Below are 15,569 nucleotides of genomic sequence, written 5' to 3' on the forward strand. Positions count from 1 at the left end.
ACCACCTCACACGAGCGCCGCGATCGACGCGCGCACGGCCGCTTCGTCGATGTCGTGCAGGCCGATGACGACGAGACGCGTGCCGCGAGTTTCTGCCGGCGCCCAGGCGCGGTCGTAATATTGATCGATGCGGCTGCCGACGCCCTGGATCAGGAGCCGCATCGGCTTGCCGGGCACATCCGCGAAACCCTTGAGGCGCAGCACATCGTGCGCGGCGATGACGCCCCTGAGCCGATCAATGAACCCGTTCGGGTCCGCGATCGCGCCGAGTTCGACGACGAAGCTCTCGAACTCGTCGTGGTCGTGCTCCTCGCCCGCCTCGTGCTCCATCTCATGATGCGACTTGCGATTGACAATCTCGTCCTCGGTGCCGACGCCGAGGCCGAGCAGGATGGCGGCGGCAACCTCGCCGTTCCGCGCCTCGATCATCGCCGGCTTGCGGCTGATGCGGGAGGCGACCTCCTCGCGCACGGCTTTCAGGCCCGCGACATCGATGAGGTCAGCCTTGTTGAGGACGATGAGATCGGCGGCGGTCAACTGGTCCTCGAAGAGCTCCTCGATCGGGCTCTCGTGGTCGAGATTGTCGTCGTTGACGCGCAGCGCATCGACCTTGTCATGATCATCGGCGAACCGTCCGGCTGCGACCGCGGCGCTGTCCACGACGGTGACGACGCCATCGACCGTTACTTCGCTGCGAATGTCCGGCCAGTTGAAGGCGGCGACCAGCGGCTGCGGCAGCGCGAGGCCCGACGTCTCGATGACGATGTGGTCGGGGCGGTTCTCGCGCTCGAGCAGCTTCGTCATGGTCGGGATGAAGTCGTCGGCGACGGTGCAGCAGATGCAACCATTGGTGAGTTCGATGATATCCTCCTCAGAGCAGGCCTCGGCGCCGCAGCCTTTCAGCACATCGCCGTCGACCCCGAGATCGCCGAATTCGTTGATGATGAGCGCGATGCGCTTGCCGTCGGCATTCTGCAAGAGGTTGCGGATCATCGTCGTCTTGCCGGCCCCGAGAAAGCCGGTGATGACGGTGGCCGGGATCTTGCCCTGCTGGGCCTTTGCACGTGTCATGGTCAACCTTTCATTTTCAGCGGCAGTCCGGCCGCGACGAGATAGACTTCGGCGGATTTCTCCGCAACGATCTGGTGGAGCCGGCCGGCATGATCGCGAAACGCGCGCGCCATGCGGTTTTCCGGGACGATGCCGAGGCCGACTTCGTTGGAGACGAAAACAAGACGAGCCTGGGCGCCCGGCAGGAAGTCGGCAAGCGCGGCGAACGCCGCGGCCATGTCGCGCCCCTCCATCATCAGGTTCGTGACCCACAGCGTCAGGCAGTCGACGAGGATCACGCGGTCCCGCGCATCGATGCGCGCGAGCACGCCGACGAGGTCGAGCGGCTCCTCATGCGTCGTCCAGCCCTTGCCCTGCCGGGCCGCCTTGTGGTGGACGATACGGTCGCGCATCTCGTCGTCGAAGGCGCGGCCCGTCGCAACATAGTGCATCTTCAGGCCGCTGGTCTCGGCGAGCCTCTCGGCAAAGCGCGACTTGCCGGAGCGAGCGCCGCCGAGCACCAGAATTGGGCCGAGTTTGGAAACCGTCATGCGGAAAGCCTCAGTTCACCGAAGGACCAAGGCAGCACTAAACGGGTAATTTCCCGCAAACGCGGGATAGAGAACTCTGAAAGCCACGACAACCTCCGTGCTGGCATGGGGACAACGTCCCCTCGGGCGGAATGCCCTGACGGATGGCAGGTCTCCTGGCTCACGGCGTCACGCGCATCAGGCAGCGTCACATAGGGTGACGTGCCTGGGCCCGAACGGGTCCGCCTCGCCTTCCCGGCGTCCGAAGCTGTGCGCATTCCGATGAATGCGGCAGTCTCTGCGGCCTCGTGAAAGGCGGACGATTCGTAGAAGAAGAGGCGTCCAGCCCGGCTGATCACGATGCCACGCCAGTGGCTTTTCCGGCCTGCCATCCAGTTCCGCGAACCGCCCCATGCAGTTCCGCTGAGAATTGGAGGATCAAGCCCGATAGCGGACCCTGACCGTTCTACAGTCGCGGGGTCGGCTGCGATAAGGGCGCCCGGATTGGGTCCGCCCCGTCACATTCCCATTTACTCCCTCGCCCCACCTCGACGCGAGGGAACCATCCATACCATGTAATTATGAAGCCCCGGCCACGATGTCAATCGACGCCCTGCGACGTGTCGCCCGCCAATTGCGCCAGACGGCAATGAAGACCTACTCACAACGGGTGAGCAGACACGCCGTCCCCCCGCATGGTAAGAAAACAGGTTCGGGGGCCGACGCGGTGAAAGCACGGTTCCGGCATATCGATCATGTCCGCGGCCTTGAAGGAGGTCCACGGCGGAGGGTGCGATGTCGTATCTGCGTCGTGCCGTAATTGCCGCATTGAGTTGCGCGCTTGCCGGCTCCCCCCCGGCAGGCGCCGCCGAGCCGGTTGGCCAAGCGGTCCGCATCCAGACGGAGGTCAGGGGCGCGGCCGGACCGCTCGCCGTCAAGGATGCGGTTCACCGCGACGAGCGGATATCGACATCGAGATCCGGCCTCGGCCAATTCGTATTCCGGGACGGCAGCAAGCTCGCGGTCGGTGCCGGCTCCTCCGTCGTCATCGACCGGTTCGTCTTCGACGACCGCAAAACCGTGCAGAAGCTGACCATCGCGGCCGCCAAGGGAACGTTCCGCTGGATCAGCGGCAACTCCCGGCACTCCGCCTACCGCATTCTGACGCCGGCCGGAACGATTGGCGTTCGCGGCACCGTCTTCGACTTCTATGTCGGCGGCGACGGCACGACGGCCGTCGTGCTGCTGTCGGGCGCGGCGGACTTTTGCGGCCCCGGCGGCTGCCGGCAGCTGACGCGGCGCTGCGACTGCGTGGTCGCAAAACCGAACGGCGCCATGTCGGACACCGGGCCGGTCAATCGCGGCACGCTGGGCGCGCTTGGCAACCAGCAGGCATTGCCGTTCCTGTCCGGCCAGCAACGGCTGTCGTCAGGCTGGAGCGGCAGCGGCTGCGGCCTTGCGGCCGTCCTGCAAATCCGGCCCGACAAGCTTCCGCCGCCGCCCTCCCCGCGCGTCGACGCGCCGCCGACAGCGACGGAACCCGAGCAGCCCGTAAAGCCGCCCAAGCCGCATAAGCCTCATAAGCACCATAAACCTGACAGGCCGGACCGACCCGACAGGCCCGACAGACCAGACAGGCCGGACCGACCCGATCGGCCGGATCATCCGAACGGCCACGCTCGTCCCGACAGGCCCGACCGACCTGATAGACCGGATCGGCCGGACAGGCCCGATCGGCCGGCCCGGTGGCACTGACGTGCTTATATATTACTCGCCTGCCCCTCCCCGCGTCGTTTTTACGGCAGGAAAGTGCTCGGCGCGACGCGGGATGCGACGATAGAACTCCTGGAGTCCCGGCGCCACCGCGGCCGCTTTGAGTTTCGCCATGCTCAGAAAGCGGCGCATGTCGGGCGAACGCACCTGCAAGGCCGCGATTAGCTGCCCGTGCACGCGCTGCAACTCGAAGAACTCCGGGGATGTGGCAAGCGCCTTGCCGCCGACCACGGCGAAAAGCCTCGTTCGCGTCGTCTTGCCTTTGAGAGGCAAGGCCCCGGCATCGAGCAGGGCACGGCCGCCGAGCGCCTCTGCCGTGGTTTCGGACACGAGAATGTCGAAGCCGATGTCCTTGCAGGCACTTTCGATCCGTGCGGCGATATTCACCGCGTCGCCCACCGCCGAATAGTTGAAATGTATCTCCGCCCCCATATTGCCGACGCAGGCGAGGCCCGTATGGATGCCGATCCCGATCGCGACCTGGCGCTTCTCACCGAATCCGAAGGCATCGGCGCCGTTCAGCCTGGCAAGCGTGTCGCGCATGGCCAGCGCCGCATGGACGGCCTTGCCGGGATGGCCGCTTACGTCGACCGGAGCGTTCCAGAAGGCCATGATCGAATCGCCGATGAACTTGTCGAGCGTGCCCTCATTGTCGATCACGTGGTGGCTCAAGGCGTCGAGCAGCGTATTGAGAAAGCGCACCACCTCCGCCGGCGCCAGGCGCTCGCTGATTTCGGTGAAGTTGCGCACGTCGACGAACATCAGCGTCAGTTCCCGGTCGTCGCCGCCGAGGCGCAAGGCGTTGCGCGTGTGCTCGATCCGGTAGAGCAAGGAGGGAGAGAGGTACTGGCCGAAGGCACGCCGGACGACGCGCCGCTCCCGGTCGCTCACCAGGAAGCGGTACGCCGTCGCCGCGAAATGGGTGATCGAACCGAAGAAGATCGGCGCCAGCGGATCGAGGAGAAGCCCGCCCTGGACGAAGGCGAGCCACGAGGCAACGAGCGCGAGAGCGGTGATCGACAGGCCACAGGCGAGCGCCACGGCCGGGCTGACGAAGGTGGTGAGCAGCACGAGCAGACAGCCCGCGAGGGCAATCGACAGGATCTCGAGCCCGTCGGCCCAGTCCGGGCGAGAGAGAAAGCGTCCGGACAGGATCTGCTCGACGGTCTGCGCATGCAGCGACACGCCGGGAACATTGTCGCCAAGAGCGGTTGCACGGATGTCCAGCAGGCCGGCGGCCGAGGTGCCGACGAAGACGATGCTGCCTTCGATCGCAGCCCGCGCCTCAGCGGAGACGCCGCCGGGCGCGAGGACCTCGGCCGCCGAGACATATCTCTCCGGCCGTTCCGGGCTCACATAGAGCCAGAGCTCTCCCGCTGCCGTTACGGGAACGCCGAAGTCGCCGACCCTGATAAGCGTGATGGTGTCGGCCACATTCGTCGCCCCCGTCAGAAGATAGGTGGACGCGCCTTGCGCGACCCTCAGAGACTCGAGGGCGAGATTGGGAAAGAGCTGCTCGCCGTCGCTCAAGATGAGCGGCACGGCCCTGACGACCGCCGAAGAGCTTTCGGGGTTGAGGCTGATATGCCCGATACCGGCGGCATTCGCTTCGAGCCCCGGCCTGATCGGTGTCGCCGCGACGAGCCTGGGCGGCGCATCGAAGGGGCTTTCACCGGTGAAGGCAAAGCCTGCCTTCACCGGCGGGCGATAGTTGCCGGTGTTGGAAAGACCGAATCCGAGCACGGTCGGTCTTCCCGCAATTGCCCGCGCGAAAATCTCGTCATTGTCCGGCAGCCGTGCCGTCAGCGCGGGATCGAAGCCTCCGACGTCGCGCATGACGCTCCGCGGCGACAGACGATCGGGCTCGGCGAAGAGAATGTCGAAGGCGATGACGGCCGCCCCCATGTCGGAGAGCCTGTCGACGAGGGCGGCCATTCGATCCCTTGGCCACGGCCACTGGCCGAATTGCCTGAGCGACGTCTCGTCGATGTCGACCACACGGACCGGCAGTTCCTCGAAAGGCCGCGGTGCGAGGCGCTGGTACTCGTCGAACGTGACGTCGCGGGCGAATTTCAGCAAGGGCGGGTCGCTTGCCCGCAGCAGCGTCAGCGCCGCGACGATCGCCAATCCGATAAGGACGCCAACGAGTTGCGCGCGGGTCATGGCCGCCGTGTCCGACCTTTCGTGCCGGAGGCGGGCCCTTGTATGCGCCTCCGGAAAAACAGTCTGCCGCCTCGGCCATGCTGCATCGTCTGAAGCGGTCGTGCAATCATGAACTGTCAGGGAGGCCCGTCGCTCCATGGCCGCTGCGGAACGCTACCCCCTCTGGCCTGCCGGCCAGAGGGGGTTACTTGGTCGCCGCACGCGCGCCCGAACCACCTACCCAAACAACCGATCGAGCCAGTTCCGGTCCAGCACTGCTTCGAGTTCGCCGGCGATATCGTCGAGCGCGGTGTCCACGGACTGGCGATAATTCACCCCGCCGCCTTCGATTCCGAAGCTTTGCAGCAGCGCAGCGCGATAGGCATCGCTGCCGAAGAGGCCGTGGAGATAGGTGCCCATCACCTTGCCATCCGCGGACATTGCCCCGTCGGGACGACTGTCGATCAAGACCGGCGCGCGGTCGCAATCCGGCCCGGTCGTCCGGCCGAGATGGATCTCGTAGCCTTCGAGCGCCACATCATGCTGCAGGGACCAGGCGCGGCTGTTGCGCACGGTCTTTTCCGGTGCCATCTCGGTCTCGACAGCAAGCAGCCCGAGGCCGGCGATCTCGCGCTCGCTGCCTTCGATGCCGAGCGGATCGGTAACGCGGCTGCCGAGCATCTGATAGCCTCCGCATAGGCCGATCACCCTGCCCCCGCGCCGCACATGCCGCTCGATGTCGCGGTCCCAGCCCTCAGCGCGGAAGTCCTTGAGGTCGGCGATGGTCGATTTCGAGCCTGGGATGACGACGAGCCCTGCATCCGCCGGAAGTGGCATCCCCGGCCGGACGAAGACGAGATCGACCTCCGGCTCGGCGGCCAAGGGATCGAGATCGTCGAAATTGGCGATCCGCGACAGCACCGGAACGGCGACCTTCAGCGCCTTGCCGCTGCCGCGCGCCAATTTCTCCAACACGACGGAGTCCTCGGCCGGCAAACGTCCGGCGCTCTTCAGCCACGGCACCACGCCGAAGCAGGCCCAGCCGGTGAAGCGCCCGATTGCGGCGACCCCATCGTCGAAGAGCGAGACATCGCCGCGGAACTTGTTGATGAGGTAGCCGGTGACCATCCGCCGGTCCTCCTCCGGCAGAATCGCATGCGTGCCGACGAGCGAAGCGATGACGCCGCCGCGGTCGATGTCGCCGACAAGGACGACCGGCACGCCGGCGCGGGTCGCAAAGCCCATATTGGCGATGTCGCCGGCGCGCAGGTTGATTTCGGCGGGCGACCCCGCCCCTTCGACCACGACGAGATCGGCGCCGGCGCAAACGAGCTCGAAGCTTTCCATTACCGCGCCGAGAAGCTTCGGCTTCAGCGCCTGGTACTCCCGCCCCTTGGCCTGGCCGGCGACCTTTCCCTGCAGGACGATCTGGCTGCCCACATCCGATTGCGGCTTCAGGAGCACCGGGTTCATATGCACCGACGAGGGCACGCGGGCCGCGAGCGACTGCAGCCATTGGGCCCGGCCGATCTCCCCGCCGTCATCGGAGACGGCGGCATTGTTCGACATGTTCTGTGGCTTGAAGGGCCTGACCTTCAGGCCGCGGTTCGAGGCAAGCCGGCAGAGTCCGGCCACGAGTACCGATTTTCCGACATCCGAGCCGGTGCCCTGCAGCATGATCGTGCGTGTCATGCCCTCCCCGTATCATCCAAACCTTCGGAGGCAAAGGAACGGCAGCGGCTTTTTCCGGGCTGGCGGCGACAAATACGCAGCGATGCACGGCACGACCGACCGGATTGTTAGAGCAGACTGACGAAAGGCAGGTCCGGTACGAAACACCTGATCCGGACCTGAGGCAGTTGCCCGCCGCAGGCAAACAATTAGCCTGACATCCTTACCGGATCGTTATTGAGAGCTTAAGCAAAGATGAATTCCGGGTTTTTCCTCGTCGGTCCCCGGAGCCGTCGCCACATGTTTTTTGCCATTGGATCGGATAGGGTTTAAAGAAACTTGCAGTAGCGTCGGGAAGCGGCTTGCCGACAGTGACTGGGACGTGTCGAAAGATCGTGACGCCATGAAGAAAACCATCGCAGCAATCTTCCTGGCAGCGGGTATCCATGCTCTGGCAGGCTCGGCCGAGGCTGCGGAATGCGGCAATGTCAGCATCGCCGAAATGAACTGGGCCTCCGCCGGTATCGCCGCGCATGTGGACAAGTTCATCCTCGAACGCGGCTATGGTTGCAGCGTGACGCTGGTTGCGGGCGATACGATCCCGACCTTCGCGTCGATGAACGACAAGGGCGAACCCGACGTCGCGCCGGAACTCTGGATCAGTTCGGTGCGCACACCGCTCGATAGGGCGATTGAGGAGGGCCGTCTCATCCAGGGGGCGAGGATGTTGGCCGAGGGCGGCGTGGAAGGCTGGTGGATGCCGAAATCCGTCGCCGACGCGCATCCGGACATCAGGACCGTCCAGGATGCCTTGAAACATCTGGAGCTCTTCCCCGCCCCCGGCGATTCCTCCAAGGGGGCGATCCACAACTGCCCTGCCGGCTGGAACTGTCGAACCTCGACGGCAAACCTCTTCAAGGCGCTCGATGCGGAGAAGGCCGGCTTCAAGCTAGTCAATTCTGATTCCGCCGCCGCCCTCGACCAGTCGATCGCCGACGCTTTCGAAAAGCGGACCGGCTGGCTCGGCTATTATTGGGCGCCGACCGCCACACTCGGCAAATACCAGATGGTGCGCCTGTCCTTCGGCGTCGACCATGACAAGACGGAGTGGGACAGATGCACGGCCGTTCCCGATTGCCCGAACCCGAAGGTCAACTCTTATCCGATCTCCGACGTCTTCACCGTGGTGACCAGGTCTTTCACCGAGAAGGCAGGTGTCGCCATGGATTACATGATGGTCCGGGAGTGGGACAACGCGACGGTGAACGAGATACTTGCCTGGATGGACCGGAACCGCGCCACCAACATGGACGCCGCCCGCTATTTCCTGCAGAATTTCCAGGATATCTGGGGGAACTGGGTGCGCCCGGACGTTGCGGAAAAAGTCAAGGCGGCACTCTGAGGATATGAACGGCACGAAACCATACAGCCGCCCTGTCCTCGCGACCCTTCTTCGTCTTTTCGCGACGGAGCAGCATCGGGGGCGCAAACAGCACAGCGAACGACGCTCCGCCCTGTCACAGTGTTCTCCCTGGCACTCGCAAGAGACGGTGCCGGGTCTGCGCGCATGCGCATGTAGCGGCGTTGCCCTCTCCGGCATCGCCATCATTTTCGATCGTGCCGGCCAGGCCTTCGGCGGACGGCTGCAAACCCATTCGGAGGTAGTTCATGGCTAGCCACGCAATCGAGGTGAAGAATCTCTACAAGATTTTCGGCCCCCGCGGGCGGGAATACGTCGATCTCGTCAAGAACGGCATGGGCAAGGCCGAACTCAACGAGAAATACGGCCACGTGCTCGGCCTCCAGGACATCAATATTTCCATGCCGGGCGGCTGCATCACGGTGGTGATGGGCCTGTCGGGCTCGGGCAAGTCGACCTTGATCCGCCACATCAATCGGCTGATCGACCCGACCGCGGGCGAGGTGCTCTACGACGACGTCGACGTCTGCAAGATGAACGAAAACGATCTTCGGCAGTTCCGCCGTCATAAGACGGCCATGGTGTTTCAGAAATTCGCCCTGCTGCCGCACCGGACCGTTCTCGAAAACACCGTCTACGGGCTGGAGATCCAGGGCGTCGATCGCCGCGAGAGCGAGAAGCGCGCCCGCGGCTGGATCGAGCGCGTCGGGCTCAGCGGCTTCGAAAAGCATTATCCCAACCAGCTTTCCGGCGGCATGCAGCAGCGCGTCGGGCTCGCCCGGGCGCTCACCAATGACGCCGATATCCTGCTCATGGACGAGGCCTATTCCGCGCTCGATCCGCTGATCCGCGTCGATATGCAGTCGGTGCTGCTCGACCTACAGAAGGAACTCAAGAAGACCGTCGTCTTCATTACACACGACCTCGACGAGGCGCTGAGGCTCGGCGACAAGATCGCCATCCTGCGCGATGGCGCGGTAGTGCAGCAGGGGACCGGTCAGGACATCGTGCTGTCGCCGGCGGATGACTACATCACCGCCTTCGTGAAGGAAGTGAACCGCGGCCGGGTCATCAATGTCGAGACGGTCATGCGCCCGCTCGCGGGCAATCCGGAGGGCCTGCCGCTTGCCGCCGGGACGGTCCTGGAGACGGCCGCCCGCATGATGACCGGCGCACGCGTCGACAAGGCGCATGTCGTCGATGCCAACGGCCGCCAGATCGGCGCCATCGACCTGCAGACGATCATCGCGGCGATGGTAAGCCCGGCAACCCACGACGGCGACCGCAAGGCGGCGTGAACGGAGATCACCGACCGAGCCGCCGAGCAACGCGGGTTCCCCGTCATCCGCCTGCCGGCACCTTCTCCCCGCGCGCGGGCGAAGGGACTCGCGGCACCCACGTTACCCCCTCGCCCCGCTTGCGGGGAGAGGGCCGGTCCTCGGGTTAAACCCGAGGAGAGGGGCAATTCTGGACTTTTCCCGTCCTCACCGGCAAAGTCGGTTGCCAACACATAAAGACATCTTTATATGTTGTTGCAATTCCAATGAGCCGGGGAAAGCCGATGTCCGTTGCCTCTAACGCCCTTTCCGACCTCCTCGCCCAGAAGGGCGTTCTGCTTGCCGACGGCGCCACCGGCACGTCGTTCGCCATGGGGCTCGAAGCGGGCGAAGCGCCGGAGCTCTGGAACGAATCGAAGCCAGAAAACATCACCAGGCTGCATCAGGACTTCGTCGATGCCGGCGCCGATATCATCCTCACCAATTCCTTTGGCGGCACCCGCCACCGGCTGAAGCTGCACCAGGCCGAGGACCGGGTGCATGCGTTGAACAAGCGCGCCGCCGAGATCGCCCGCGCCGTTGCCGACAAGGCGCCGCGCAAGGTCATCACCGCCGGCTCCGTCGGTCCGACGGGCGAGCTGCTGGTGCCGCTCGGCGCGCTTTCCTACGAGGATGCCGTCTCGGCCTTCATCGAGCAGATCGAAGGCCTGAAGGCCGGCGGCGCGGAAGTCGCCTGGATCGAGACCATGTCCTCACCGGAGGAAATTCGCGCCGCTGCCGAAGCAGCCAACAAGGTCGGCCTCCCCTTCGTCTATACCGGTTCCTTCGACACCGCCGGCAAGACGATGATGGGGCTGCACCCGAAGGATATCCATGCCGTCGCCGGCGACATCGGCGATGGCCCCGTCGCCGTCGGCGCCAATTGCGGCGTCGGCGCCTCGGACATCCTCTCCTCGCTGCTCGACATGACGGCAGCAAGCCCGGACGCGACCGTCGTGGTCAAGGGCAATTGCGGCATTCCCGAATTCCGCGGATCCGAGATTCACTATTCCGGGACGCCGCCGCTGATGGCGGACTATGCGCGGCTTGCGGTCGACGCCGGCGCTCGCATCATCGGCGGCTGCTGCGGCACCTCCTGCGCCCATCTCGCCGCCATGCGGCTTGCACTCGACAACCACGAAAAAGGTGAACGCCCGACGCTCGACGTCATCGTCGAAAAGATCGGCCCCTTGCGCAACAAGACGGCGAACGCGGGCGCCCCTCAACGCGAACGCAGCGGCCGCCGCCGGGCGTAGCTCCGGGGAGCGGTAGCATCGACGCGGCAGGCCGCAAGGGCGACCCACCCGGCTGTCTTGCACATGCCGGTCGGCTGTCCTATCCCCGAACGGATATGGGAATCGAGGGAGACGATGCGATGAGCGGACCAGCCGCCTTCCCGGACAGGGATACGATCGCCGCCAAGCTTTCGAGCTTCGGCGAAGTTGATCGGGCCTTCATCAGGCTGCTGATGGAAAATCCCGAGCAGGACGAGAATTTGATGGACGGCCTCCACCGCCATCTCGACCTCGCCGCGGAGGCGCGCTTCCTGAACTCGCTGAAACTGGAAAATCTCGGCGAATGGCTGGGCGGCGCGGCGCCGGACCGTCTGCAGATGCGGCTCATGGAGGCCGCGCGTTCCAGCCAACATCCGGCCTACCAGGCCTTCAAGGCGGGGCTGACGAAATCCGGCGGGCTGCAGAAGGCGTTTCCGGCGGCTTGACGCGACACGAGCGGGATTTCACTGCGCAAACCGTGCCACGACGGCGATGATCGGCCCCAGCGGGAACAGCCGGTCATGGCGTTTGATCTCCGGCGCATAGAGGCTCGAAATCGTCCCGTCGAGGAAGAGCGCGTTCGGGCAGCCGAGTTCGTCCCGGAAGAGTGTCGCGAAATCATGGAAGCGCACCGGCCGTTTCGAGACCGCGAAGACGACCTCTCCCGAACTCGTCACGCCGACGCCGTTGCGTGTTTTCTGGCTGTCGCTTTTCGGCAGGAAGCGTGGATGCAAGGCCCCGTCGATGACGAGCATCGGCCCGGACTGGGTGGCGAAGCGAGGCGTCATTCCGGCAGCGCTGTAAGCTTCCGCGGCCATCACACCCGCCTTGCCGTCGGCGACATAGAAGACGCCGTTCGGCAGCATGTGAAAATTGCCCCAGCCGGGGTTGGTGTTGAGTGGCGTTTGCTCCGCGCCTTCTTCGATGTGCAGCCCGACCGGCGACAGATCCTCGTGATACATGCCGCCGTTCATGGCGAAGACGAGATATTCGTCGCGATGGCGCAATTCCAGCGACAGCGCCTTGAAGGTTTTGAACGGCACGCCGGCCTGGTCCTTGTTGTAGAGGCGGATGTCGCTTGAAGCCGGATCGAAGCTGCAGGCGATGTACTCCTCACCGAGGTGACTGACGTCGCGGCAGGCGGCGAGTGCGGGCTCGGCAAGGCTCGCAGAGAGCAATGCGGCGCCGACGAGAACGGGCTTGGGAAACAGGGGCATGAGCTGGACTCAAGGAGGAATCGTCATGCGGAGGATCGCATAAATTGCGGCGATTTGATGCGGCGAACCTTCTCGGCGCCCGGTGAAAACCTGACGCCTGCTACAGCGCCGCGCGTCCTTTCGGACGCGCAAGAATCGCCGCAACTTTTTCAGTCTGCGCATCGCGCTTTCCGAAAATCGGGTACTTTCGGCCGATGCGCCAGCCTCTTGGCTACGGCTGCAACCGATCCAATACAGCTAAGAAGCCAGGAGACGACCGGATTGATGGCCTATATTGCCCGATCCAGATGCGTATATCCGCCGTCCGGAAAAATCCACTGGCCAGTGGTGTGACTGGCCCGATCGGACAGAAGAAATGCGCATGTGTCGGCAATCTCCCTGGCCGTGGTCATTCGCCGCCCCAGGGGTATCCGGGCGGTGATGTCCGCGAGCGCCGCATCGCCGTCTGCGAGCGTATCGAGCCAGCGACGATAGAGAGGCGTCATGACTTCGGCCACGACGATGGCGTTTACGCGGATGCCGTCGGGCAGGAACTCGACGGCCCATTCCCGAGTCAAGCCGAGTTGTGCGGCTTTGGCCGCGATATAAGCGGACGTGCCGCCCTGCCCGGTGAGCGCAGTCTTTGAGCTGATGTTTACGATGGCTCCCTTAGTGGCGCGCAGGTCGTCGCGCAGCAGATGGACCATCATATAGTAGTGCACCAGGTTTTGGTCGAGACTGGCGCGGAATGCGTCCGGTCCTTTGTCGAGCCCGACACCGTCATTGGCGCCGGCATTGTTGACGAGGCCGTGAACGGCTCCATGGCGCTTCCGGACGACATCCACCGCTGCCCGGCACGCATCGTCGTCACCCAGTTCCGCCTGAATGAAATCGGCCCCGGTGCGCGCGAGCCACTCGTCTGCCGGAGGACGCCGGGCAATCACCACCGGTCTCGCCCCCTCCTCCGAAAGAACCTCCGTGATCGCGGCTCCGATGCCCGAACCGCCGCCGGTCACGACGACGACCTTTTGCTCGAGGTGCAGATCCATCAAGCCACCCTGAACCGGTAGGTTTCGAGACTCTCCGGCTTCATCTCGATCGAAAACCCCGGCCTGGCGGGCGGCATGTAGGCCGCATTGCGGATCACGCACGGGTCGAGAAAGTGTTCGTGCAAGTGATCGACATACTCGATCACGCGGCCCTCGCGGGTTCCGGCAATGCAGAGATAATCAATCATGCTGAGGTGCTGGACATATTCGCACAATCCGACGCCGCCGGCATGCGGGCAGACCTTCAGGCCGTACTTGGCAGCCATGAGCATCACCGCGAGGATTTCATTGACCCCGCCGAGGCGGCAACTGTCGATCTGAACGACGTCGATTGCGCCACGCATGATGAATTGCTTGAACAAAATCCGGTTCTGGCACATTTCGCCGGTCGCGACCTGGACCGGAGCGACGCCCTCGCGGATCTTGCGGTGACCCTCCACATCGTCGGGGCTCGTCGGCTCCTCGATGAACCAGGGGTTCACGAATGCAAGCTTCCTGACCCAGTCGATCGCCTCGTCGACTTCCCAGACCTGGTTGGCGTCGATCATCAGGTTGACGTCCGGACCGACCTCGTCGCGGGCGATCCTCAGGCGGCGAATGTCGTCTGCAAGATCACGGCCGACCTTCATCTTGACGTATTTGAAGCCCGCGTCGACGGCCTCGCGGCAAAGACGCCGCAGCTTGGCATCGTCATAGCCGAGCCAGCCGGCCGAGGTCGTATAGCAGGGATAGCCTTCGGCCTTGAGCGTTGCGATGCGCTCGGCCTTGCCCTCCGCCTGTTTCGTCAGGAAATCGAGCGCCCACTCTGGGGTGATGCAATCGGTGAGGTAGCGGAAGTCGATGCAACGAACGAGTTCCTCCGGGCTCATGTCGGCGACAAGCTGCCAGACCGGCTTGCCCTCGATCTTCGCCCACAGGTCCCAGACGGCGTTGACCACGGCACCCGTTGCGAGGTGGATGGCGCCCTTGTCGGGACCAATCCAGCGCAGCTGGCTGTCCGACGTGATATGGCGCCAGAAGCGACCCATGTCCGCTGCCACCCAATCCATGTCGACGCCGACGACGAGCGGGCGCAGCGCCTCGATGGCCGCGACGCAAATCTCGTTGCCGCGACCGATGGTGAAGGTCAAGCCGTGTCCCTCGTGCGTGCCGTCCGTTTCGAGAATGACATAGGCGGCCGAGTAGTCGGGATCGGGGTTCATCGCATCCGATCCGTCCAGATGCTGGCTGGTGGGAAATCGCACGTCCACCGTGCGGAGACCGGTAATCTTCATGCCCTGACAACCTTCTGCGTTTGCTCGCCGAGCCCGTCGATCCCGAGCCGGATGACTTCTCCGCCCTTCAGAAATACCGGCGGCTTCTGTCCGAGCCCCACGCCCGGTGGCGTGCCCGTTGAAATCACGTCGCCTGGCTGAAGGGACAGAAAACGCGTGAGATAACTGATCAGATGCGCGACGCCGAAGATCATTGTTGCGGTCGTACCGTTCTGGAAACGATGGCCGTCGACTTCGAGCCACATGCCCAGATTGCCGATGTCGCCAGCCTCGTCGGGCGTGACGAGCCATGGTCCGATCGGGCCGAAGCTGTCACACCCTTTCCCCTTGTCCCAGGTACCCCCGCGCTCGATCTGCCATTCGCGTTCCGAGACGTCGTTGACGACGCAGAAGCCCGCGACGTGCGAAAGGGCATCTTGTTCCTCAATGTAGCGGCCGCCCTTGCCGATGACCACACCGAGTTCCACTTCCCAATCGGTCTTCACGGAGCCACGCGGTATCTCGATGTCGTCATTCGGCCCGCTGATCGCACTCGTCCATTTGTTGAAGACGACGGGCTCCTTCGGAATCTCAGCGCCGGTTTCGGCGGCGTGATCGGCGTAGTTCAGCCCGATGCAGATGAACTTGCCCACCCCACCGACGCAGGGGCCGAGGCGCGAAGTGCCGTCGACGAGCGGCAGTCCGCCCGGGTCGATGGCGGCCAGGCGCTTCAGGCCCTCGGGGGAAAGCACTTCGCCCGCAATGTCGTCCACATGGACCGAAAGGTCCCGAATTCGGCCGGAGGTGTCGAGAAGGCCCGGTTTTTCCTGGCCCTTGGGGCCATAGCGCAGCAGTTTCATCGTTGTCCCATTTGCTGGCGCCGGGGGCGCGGGCC

General features: G+C 64.4%; 13 protein-coding genes and 1 pseudogene. 6 read left to right on the top strand and 8 right to left on the bottom strand.

Annotated elements, in window-relative coordinates:
• Positions 1-6: 6 nt before the first annotated feature.
• Both cobW and cobU read right to left on the bottom strand, forming a co-directional pair.
• Positions 7-1,071, bottom strand: coding sequence for a cobalamin biosynthesis protein CobW (gene cobW, locus EKH55_RS09130; RefSeq protein ID WP_151611381.1), 1,065 nt, complete (start codon positions 1,069-1,071; stop codon positions 7-9).
• 2 nt (positions 1,072-1,073) lie between these two features.
• A complete protein-coding gene (gene cobU / locus EKH55_RS09135; protein ID WP_069458294.1) occupies positions 1,074-1,601 on the bottom strand; it encodes a bifunctional adenosylcobinamide kinase/adenosylcobinamide-phosphate guanylyltransferase in 528 nt (175 codons plus the stop codon).
• 774 nt (positions 1,602-2,375) lie between these two features.
• On the opposite strand from cobU, the gene EKH55_RS09140 reads away from it, so the two are divergent.
• Positions 2,376-3,335 (top strand): FecR family protein, encoded by a 960-nt coding sequence (locus tag EKH55_RS09140; protein ID WP_151611382.1) that lies wholly within the window; start codon positions 2,376-2,378, stop codon positions 3,333-3,335.
• A gap of 12 nt (positions 3,336-3,347) precedes the next feature.
• Here EKH55_RS09140 and EKH55_RS09145 read toward each other — a convergent pair whose 3' ends face one another.
• Positions 3,348-5,516, bottom strand: a complete 2,169-nt coding sequence (locus EKH55_RS09145; RefSeq protein ID WP_151611383.1) for a CHASE2 domain-containing protein — start codon at positions 5,514-5,516, stop codon at positions 3,348-3,350.
• A 216-nt stretch (positions 5,517-5,732) separates the two neighbouring features.
• A complete protein-coding gene (locus EKH55_RS09150) occupies positions 5,733-7,187 on the bottom strand; it encodes a cobyric acid synthase (RefSeq protein ID WP_151611384.1) in 1,455 nt (484 codons plus the stop codon).
• Between the two features lie 382 nt (positions 7,188-7,569).
• Between EKH55_RS09150 and EKH55_RS09155 the strand changes: the two genes are divergently transcribed.
• The 5 genes and pseudogenes from EKH55_RS09155 to EKH55_RS09175 all read left to right on the top strand — a co-directional run bounded on the left by EKH55_RS09155 (position 7,570) and on the right by EKH55_RS09175 (position 11,622).
• Positions 7,570-8,568, top strand: coding sequence for a glycine betaine ABC transporter substrate-binding protein (locus EKH55_RS09155; protein WP_151611385.1), 999 nt, complete (start codon positions 7,570-7,572; stop codon positions 8,566-8,568).
• A gap of 175 nt (positions 8,569-8,743) precedes the next feature.
• Positions 8,744-8,842 (top strand): annotated as a pseudogene (locus EKH55_RS29715) (proline/glycine betaine ABC transporter permease); the annotation flags it as partial.
• Positions 8,835-9,884, top strand: a complete 1,050-nt coding sequence (locus tag EKH55_RS09165; protein WP_069458288.1) for a quaternary amine ABC transporter ATP-binding protein — start codon at positions 8,835-8,837, stop codon at positions 9,882-9,884. The pseudogene EKH55_RS29715 and the gene EKH55_RS09165, both read left to right, overlap by 8 nt.
• 263 nt (positions 9,885-10,147) lie before the next feature.
• The gene (bmt, locus tag EKH55_RS09170; RefSeq protein WP_151611386.1) at positions 10,148-11,158 is read left to right on the top strand and encodes a betaine--homocysteine S-methyltransferase; all 1,011 of its coding nucleotides are present in this window, start codon (positions 10,148-10,150) and stop codon (positions 11,156-11,158) included.
• A 119-nt stretch (positions 11,159-11,277) separates the two neighbouring features.
• Complete coding sequence (locus tag EKH55_RS09175; RefSeq protein ID WP_069458286.1) at positions 11,278-11,622, top strand: hypothetical protein; 345 nt, start codon at positions 11,278-11,280, stop codon at positions 11,620-11,622.
• A gap of 18 nt (positions 11,623-11,640) precedes the next feature.
• Here the strand turns inward: EKH55_RS09175 and EKH55_RS09180 are convergent, their stop codons facing one another.
• The 4 genes from EKH55_RS09180 to EKH55_RS09195 all read right to left on the bottom strand — a co-directional run bounded on the left by EKH55_RS09180 (position 11,641) and on the right by EKH55_RS09195 (position 15,534).
• A complete protein-coding gene (locus EKH55_RS09180) occupies positions 11,641-12,393 on the bottom strand; it encodes a phosphodiester glycosidase family protein (RefSeq protein WP_151611387.1) in 753 nt (250 codons plus the stop codon).
• 269 nt (positions 12,394-12,662) lie between these two features.
• Positions 12,663-13,421, bottom strand: coding sequence for an L-fucose dehydrogenase (locus EKH55_RS09185; protein ID WP_151611388.1), 759 nt, complete (start codon positions 13,419-13,421; stop codon positions 12,663-12,665).
• Positions 13,421-14,695, bottom strand: coding sequence for an L-fuconate dehydratase (locus EKH55_RS09190; RefSeq protein ID WP_151611389.1), 1,275 nt, complete (start codon positions 14,693-14,695; stop codon positions 13,421-13,423). The genes EKH55_RS09185 and EKH55_RS09190 overlap by 1 nt, the downstream gene beginning before the upstream one ends.
• Positions 14,692-15,534 carry an ureidoglycolate lyase gene (locus EKH55_RS09195; protein ID WP_069458282.1) on the bottom strand — a complete coding sequence of 281 codons (843 nt, stop codon included), beginning with the start codon at positions 15,532-15,534 and terminating at the stop codon, positions 14,692-14,694. The genes EKH55_RS09190 and EKH55_RS09195 overlap by 4 nt, the downstream gene beginning before the upstream one ends.
• Positions 15,535-15,569 lie beyond the last annotated feature (35 nt).

Source organism: Sinorhizobium alkalisoli, assembly GCF_008932245.1.
In the GTDB taxonomy this organism is placed as follows: domain Bacteria; phylum Pseudomonadota; class Alphaproteobacteria; order Rhizobiales; family Rhizobiaceae; genus Sinorhizobium; species Sinorhizobium alkalisoli.

What these genes read in the sequence shown, in the direction of transcription:
- EKH55_RS09145 (WP_151611383.1), bottom strand. Translation starts at nt 5,516, where the DNA reads ATGACCCGCGCGCAACTCGTTGGCGTCCTTATCGGATTGGCGATCGTC.
- EKH55_RS09190 (WP_151611389.1), bottom strand. Translation starts at nt 14,695, where the DNA reads ATGAAGATTACCGGTCTCCGCACGGTGGACGTGCGATTTCCCACCAGC.
- bmt (WP_151611386.1), top strand. Translation starts at nt 10,148, where the DNA reads ATGTCCGTTGCCTCTAACGCCCTTTCCGACCTCCTCGCCCAGAAGGGC.
- EKH55_RS09185 (WP_151611388.1), bottom strand. Translation starts at nt 13,421, where the DNA reads ATGGATCTGCACCTCGAGCAAAAGGTCGTCGTCGTGACCGGCGGCGGT.
- EKH55_RS09180 (WP_151611387.1), bottom strand. Translation starts at nt 12,393, where the DNA reads ATGCCCCTGTTTCCCAAGCCCGTTCTCGTCGGCGCCGCATTGCTCTCT.
- EKH55_RS09195 (WP_069458282.1), bottom strand. Translation starts at nt 15,534, where the DNA reads ATGAAACTGCTGCGCTATGGCCCCAAGGGCCAGGAAAAACCGGGCCTT.
- EKH55_RS09165 (WP_069458288.1), top strand. Translation starts at nt 8,835, where the DNA reads ATGGCTAGCCACGCAATCGAGGTGAAGAATCTCTACAAGATTTTCGGC.
- EKH55_RS09140 (WP_151611382.1), top strand. Translation starts at nt 2,376, where the DNA reads ATGTCGTATCTGCGTCGTGCCGTAATTGCCGCATTGAGTTGCGCGCTT.
- EKH55_RS09175 (WP_069458286.1), top strand. Translation starts at nt 11,278, where the DNA reads ATGAGCGGACCAGCCGCCTTCCCGGACAGGGATACGATCGCCGCCAAG.
- cobU (WP_069458294.1), bottom strand. Translation starts at nt 1,601, where the DNA reads ATGACGGTTTCCAAACTCGGCCCAATTCTGGTGCTCGGCGGCGCTCGC.
- EKH55_RS09150 (WP_151611384.1), bottom strand. Translation starts at nt 7,187, where the DNA reads ATGACACGCACGATCATGCTGCAGGGCACCGGCTCGGATGTCGGAAAA.
- cobW (WP_151611381.1), bottom strand. Translation starts at nt 1,071, where the DNA reads ATGACACGTGCAAAGGCCCAGCAGGGCAAGATCCCGGCCACCGTCATC.
- EKH55_RS09155 (WP_151611385.1), top strand. Translation starts at nt 7,570, where the DNA reads ATGAAGAAAACCATCGCAGCAATCTTCCTGGCAGCGGGTATCCATGCT.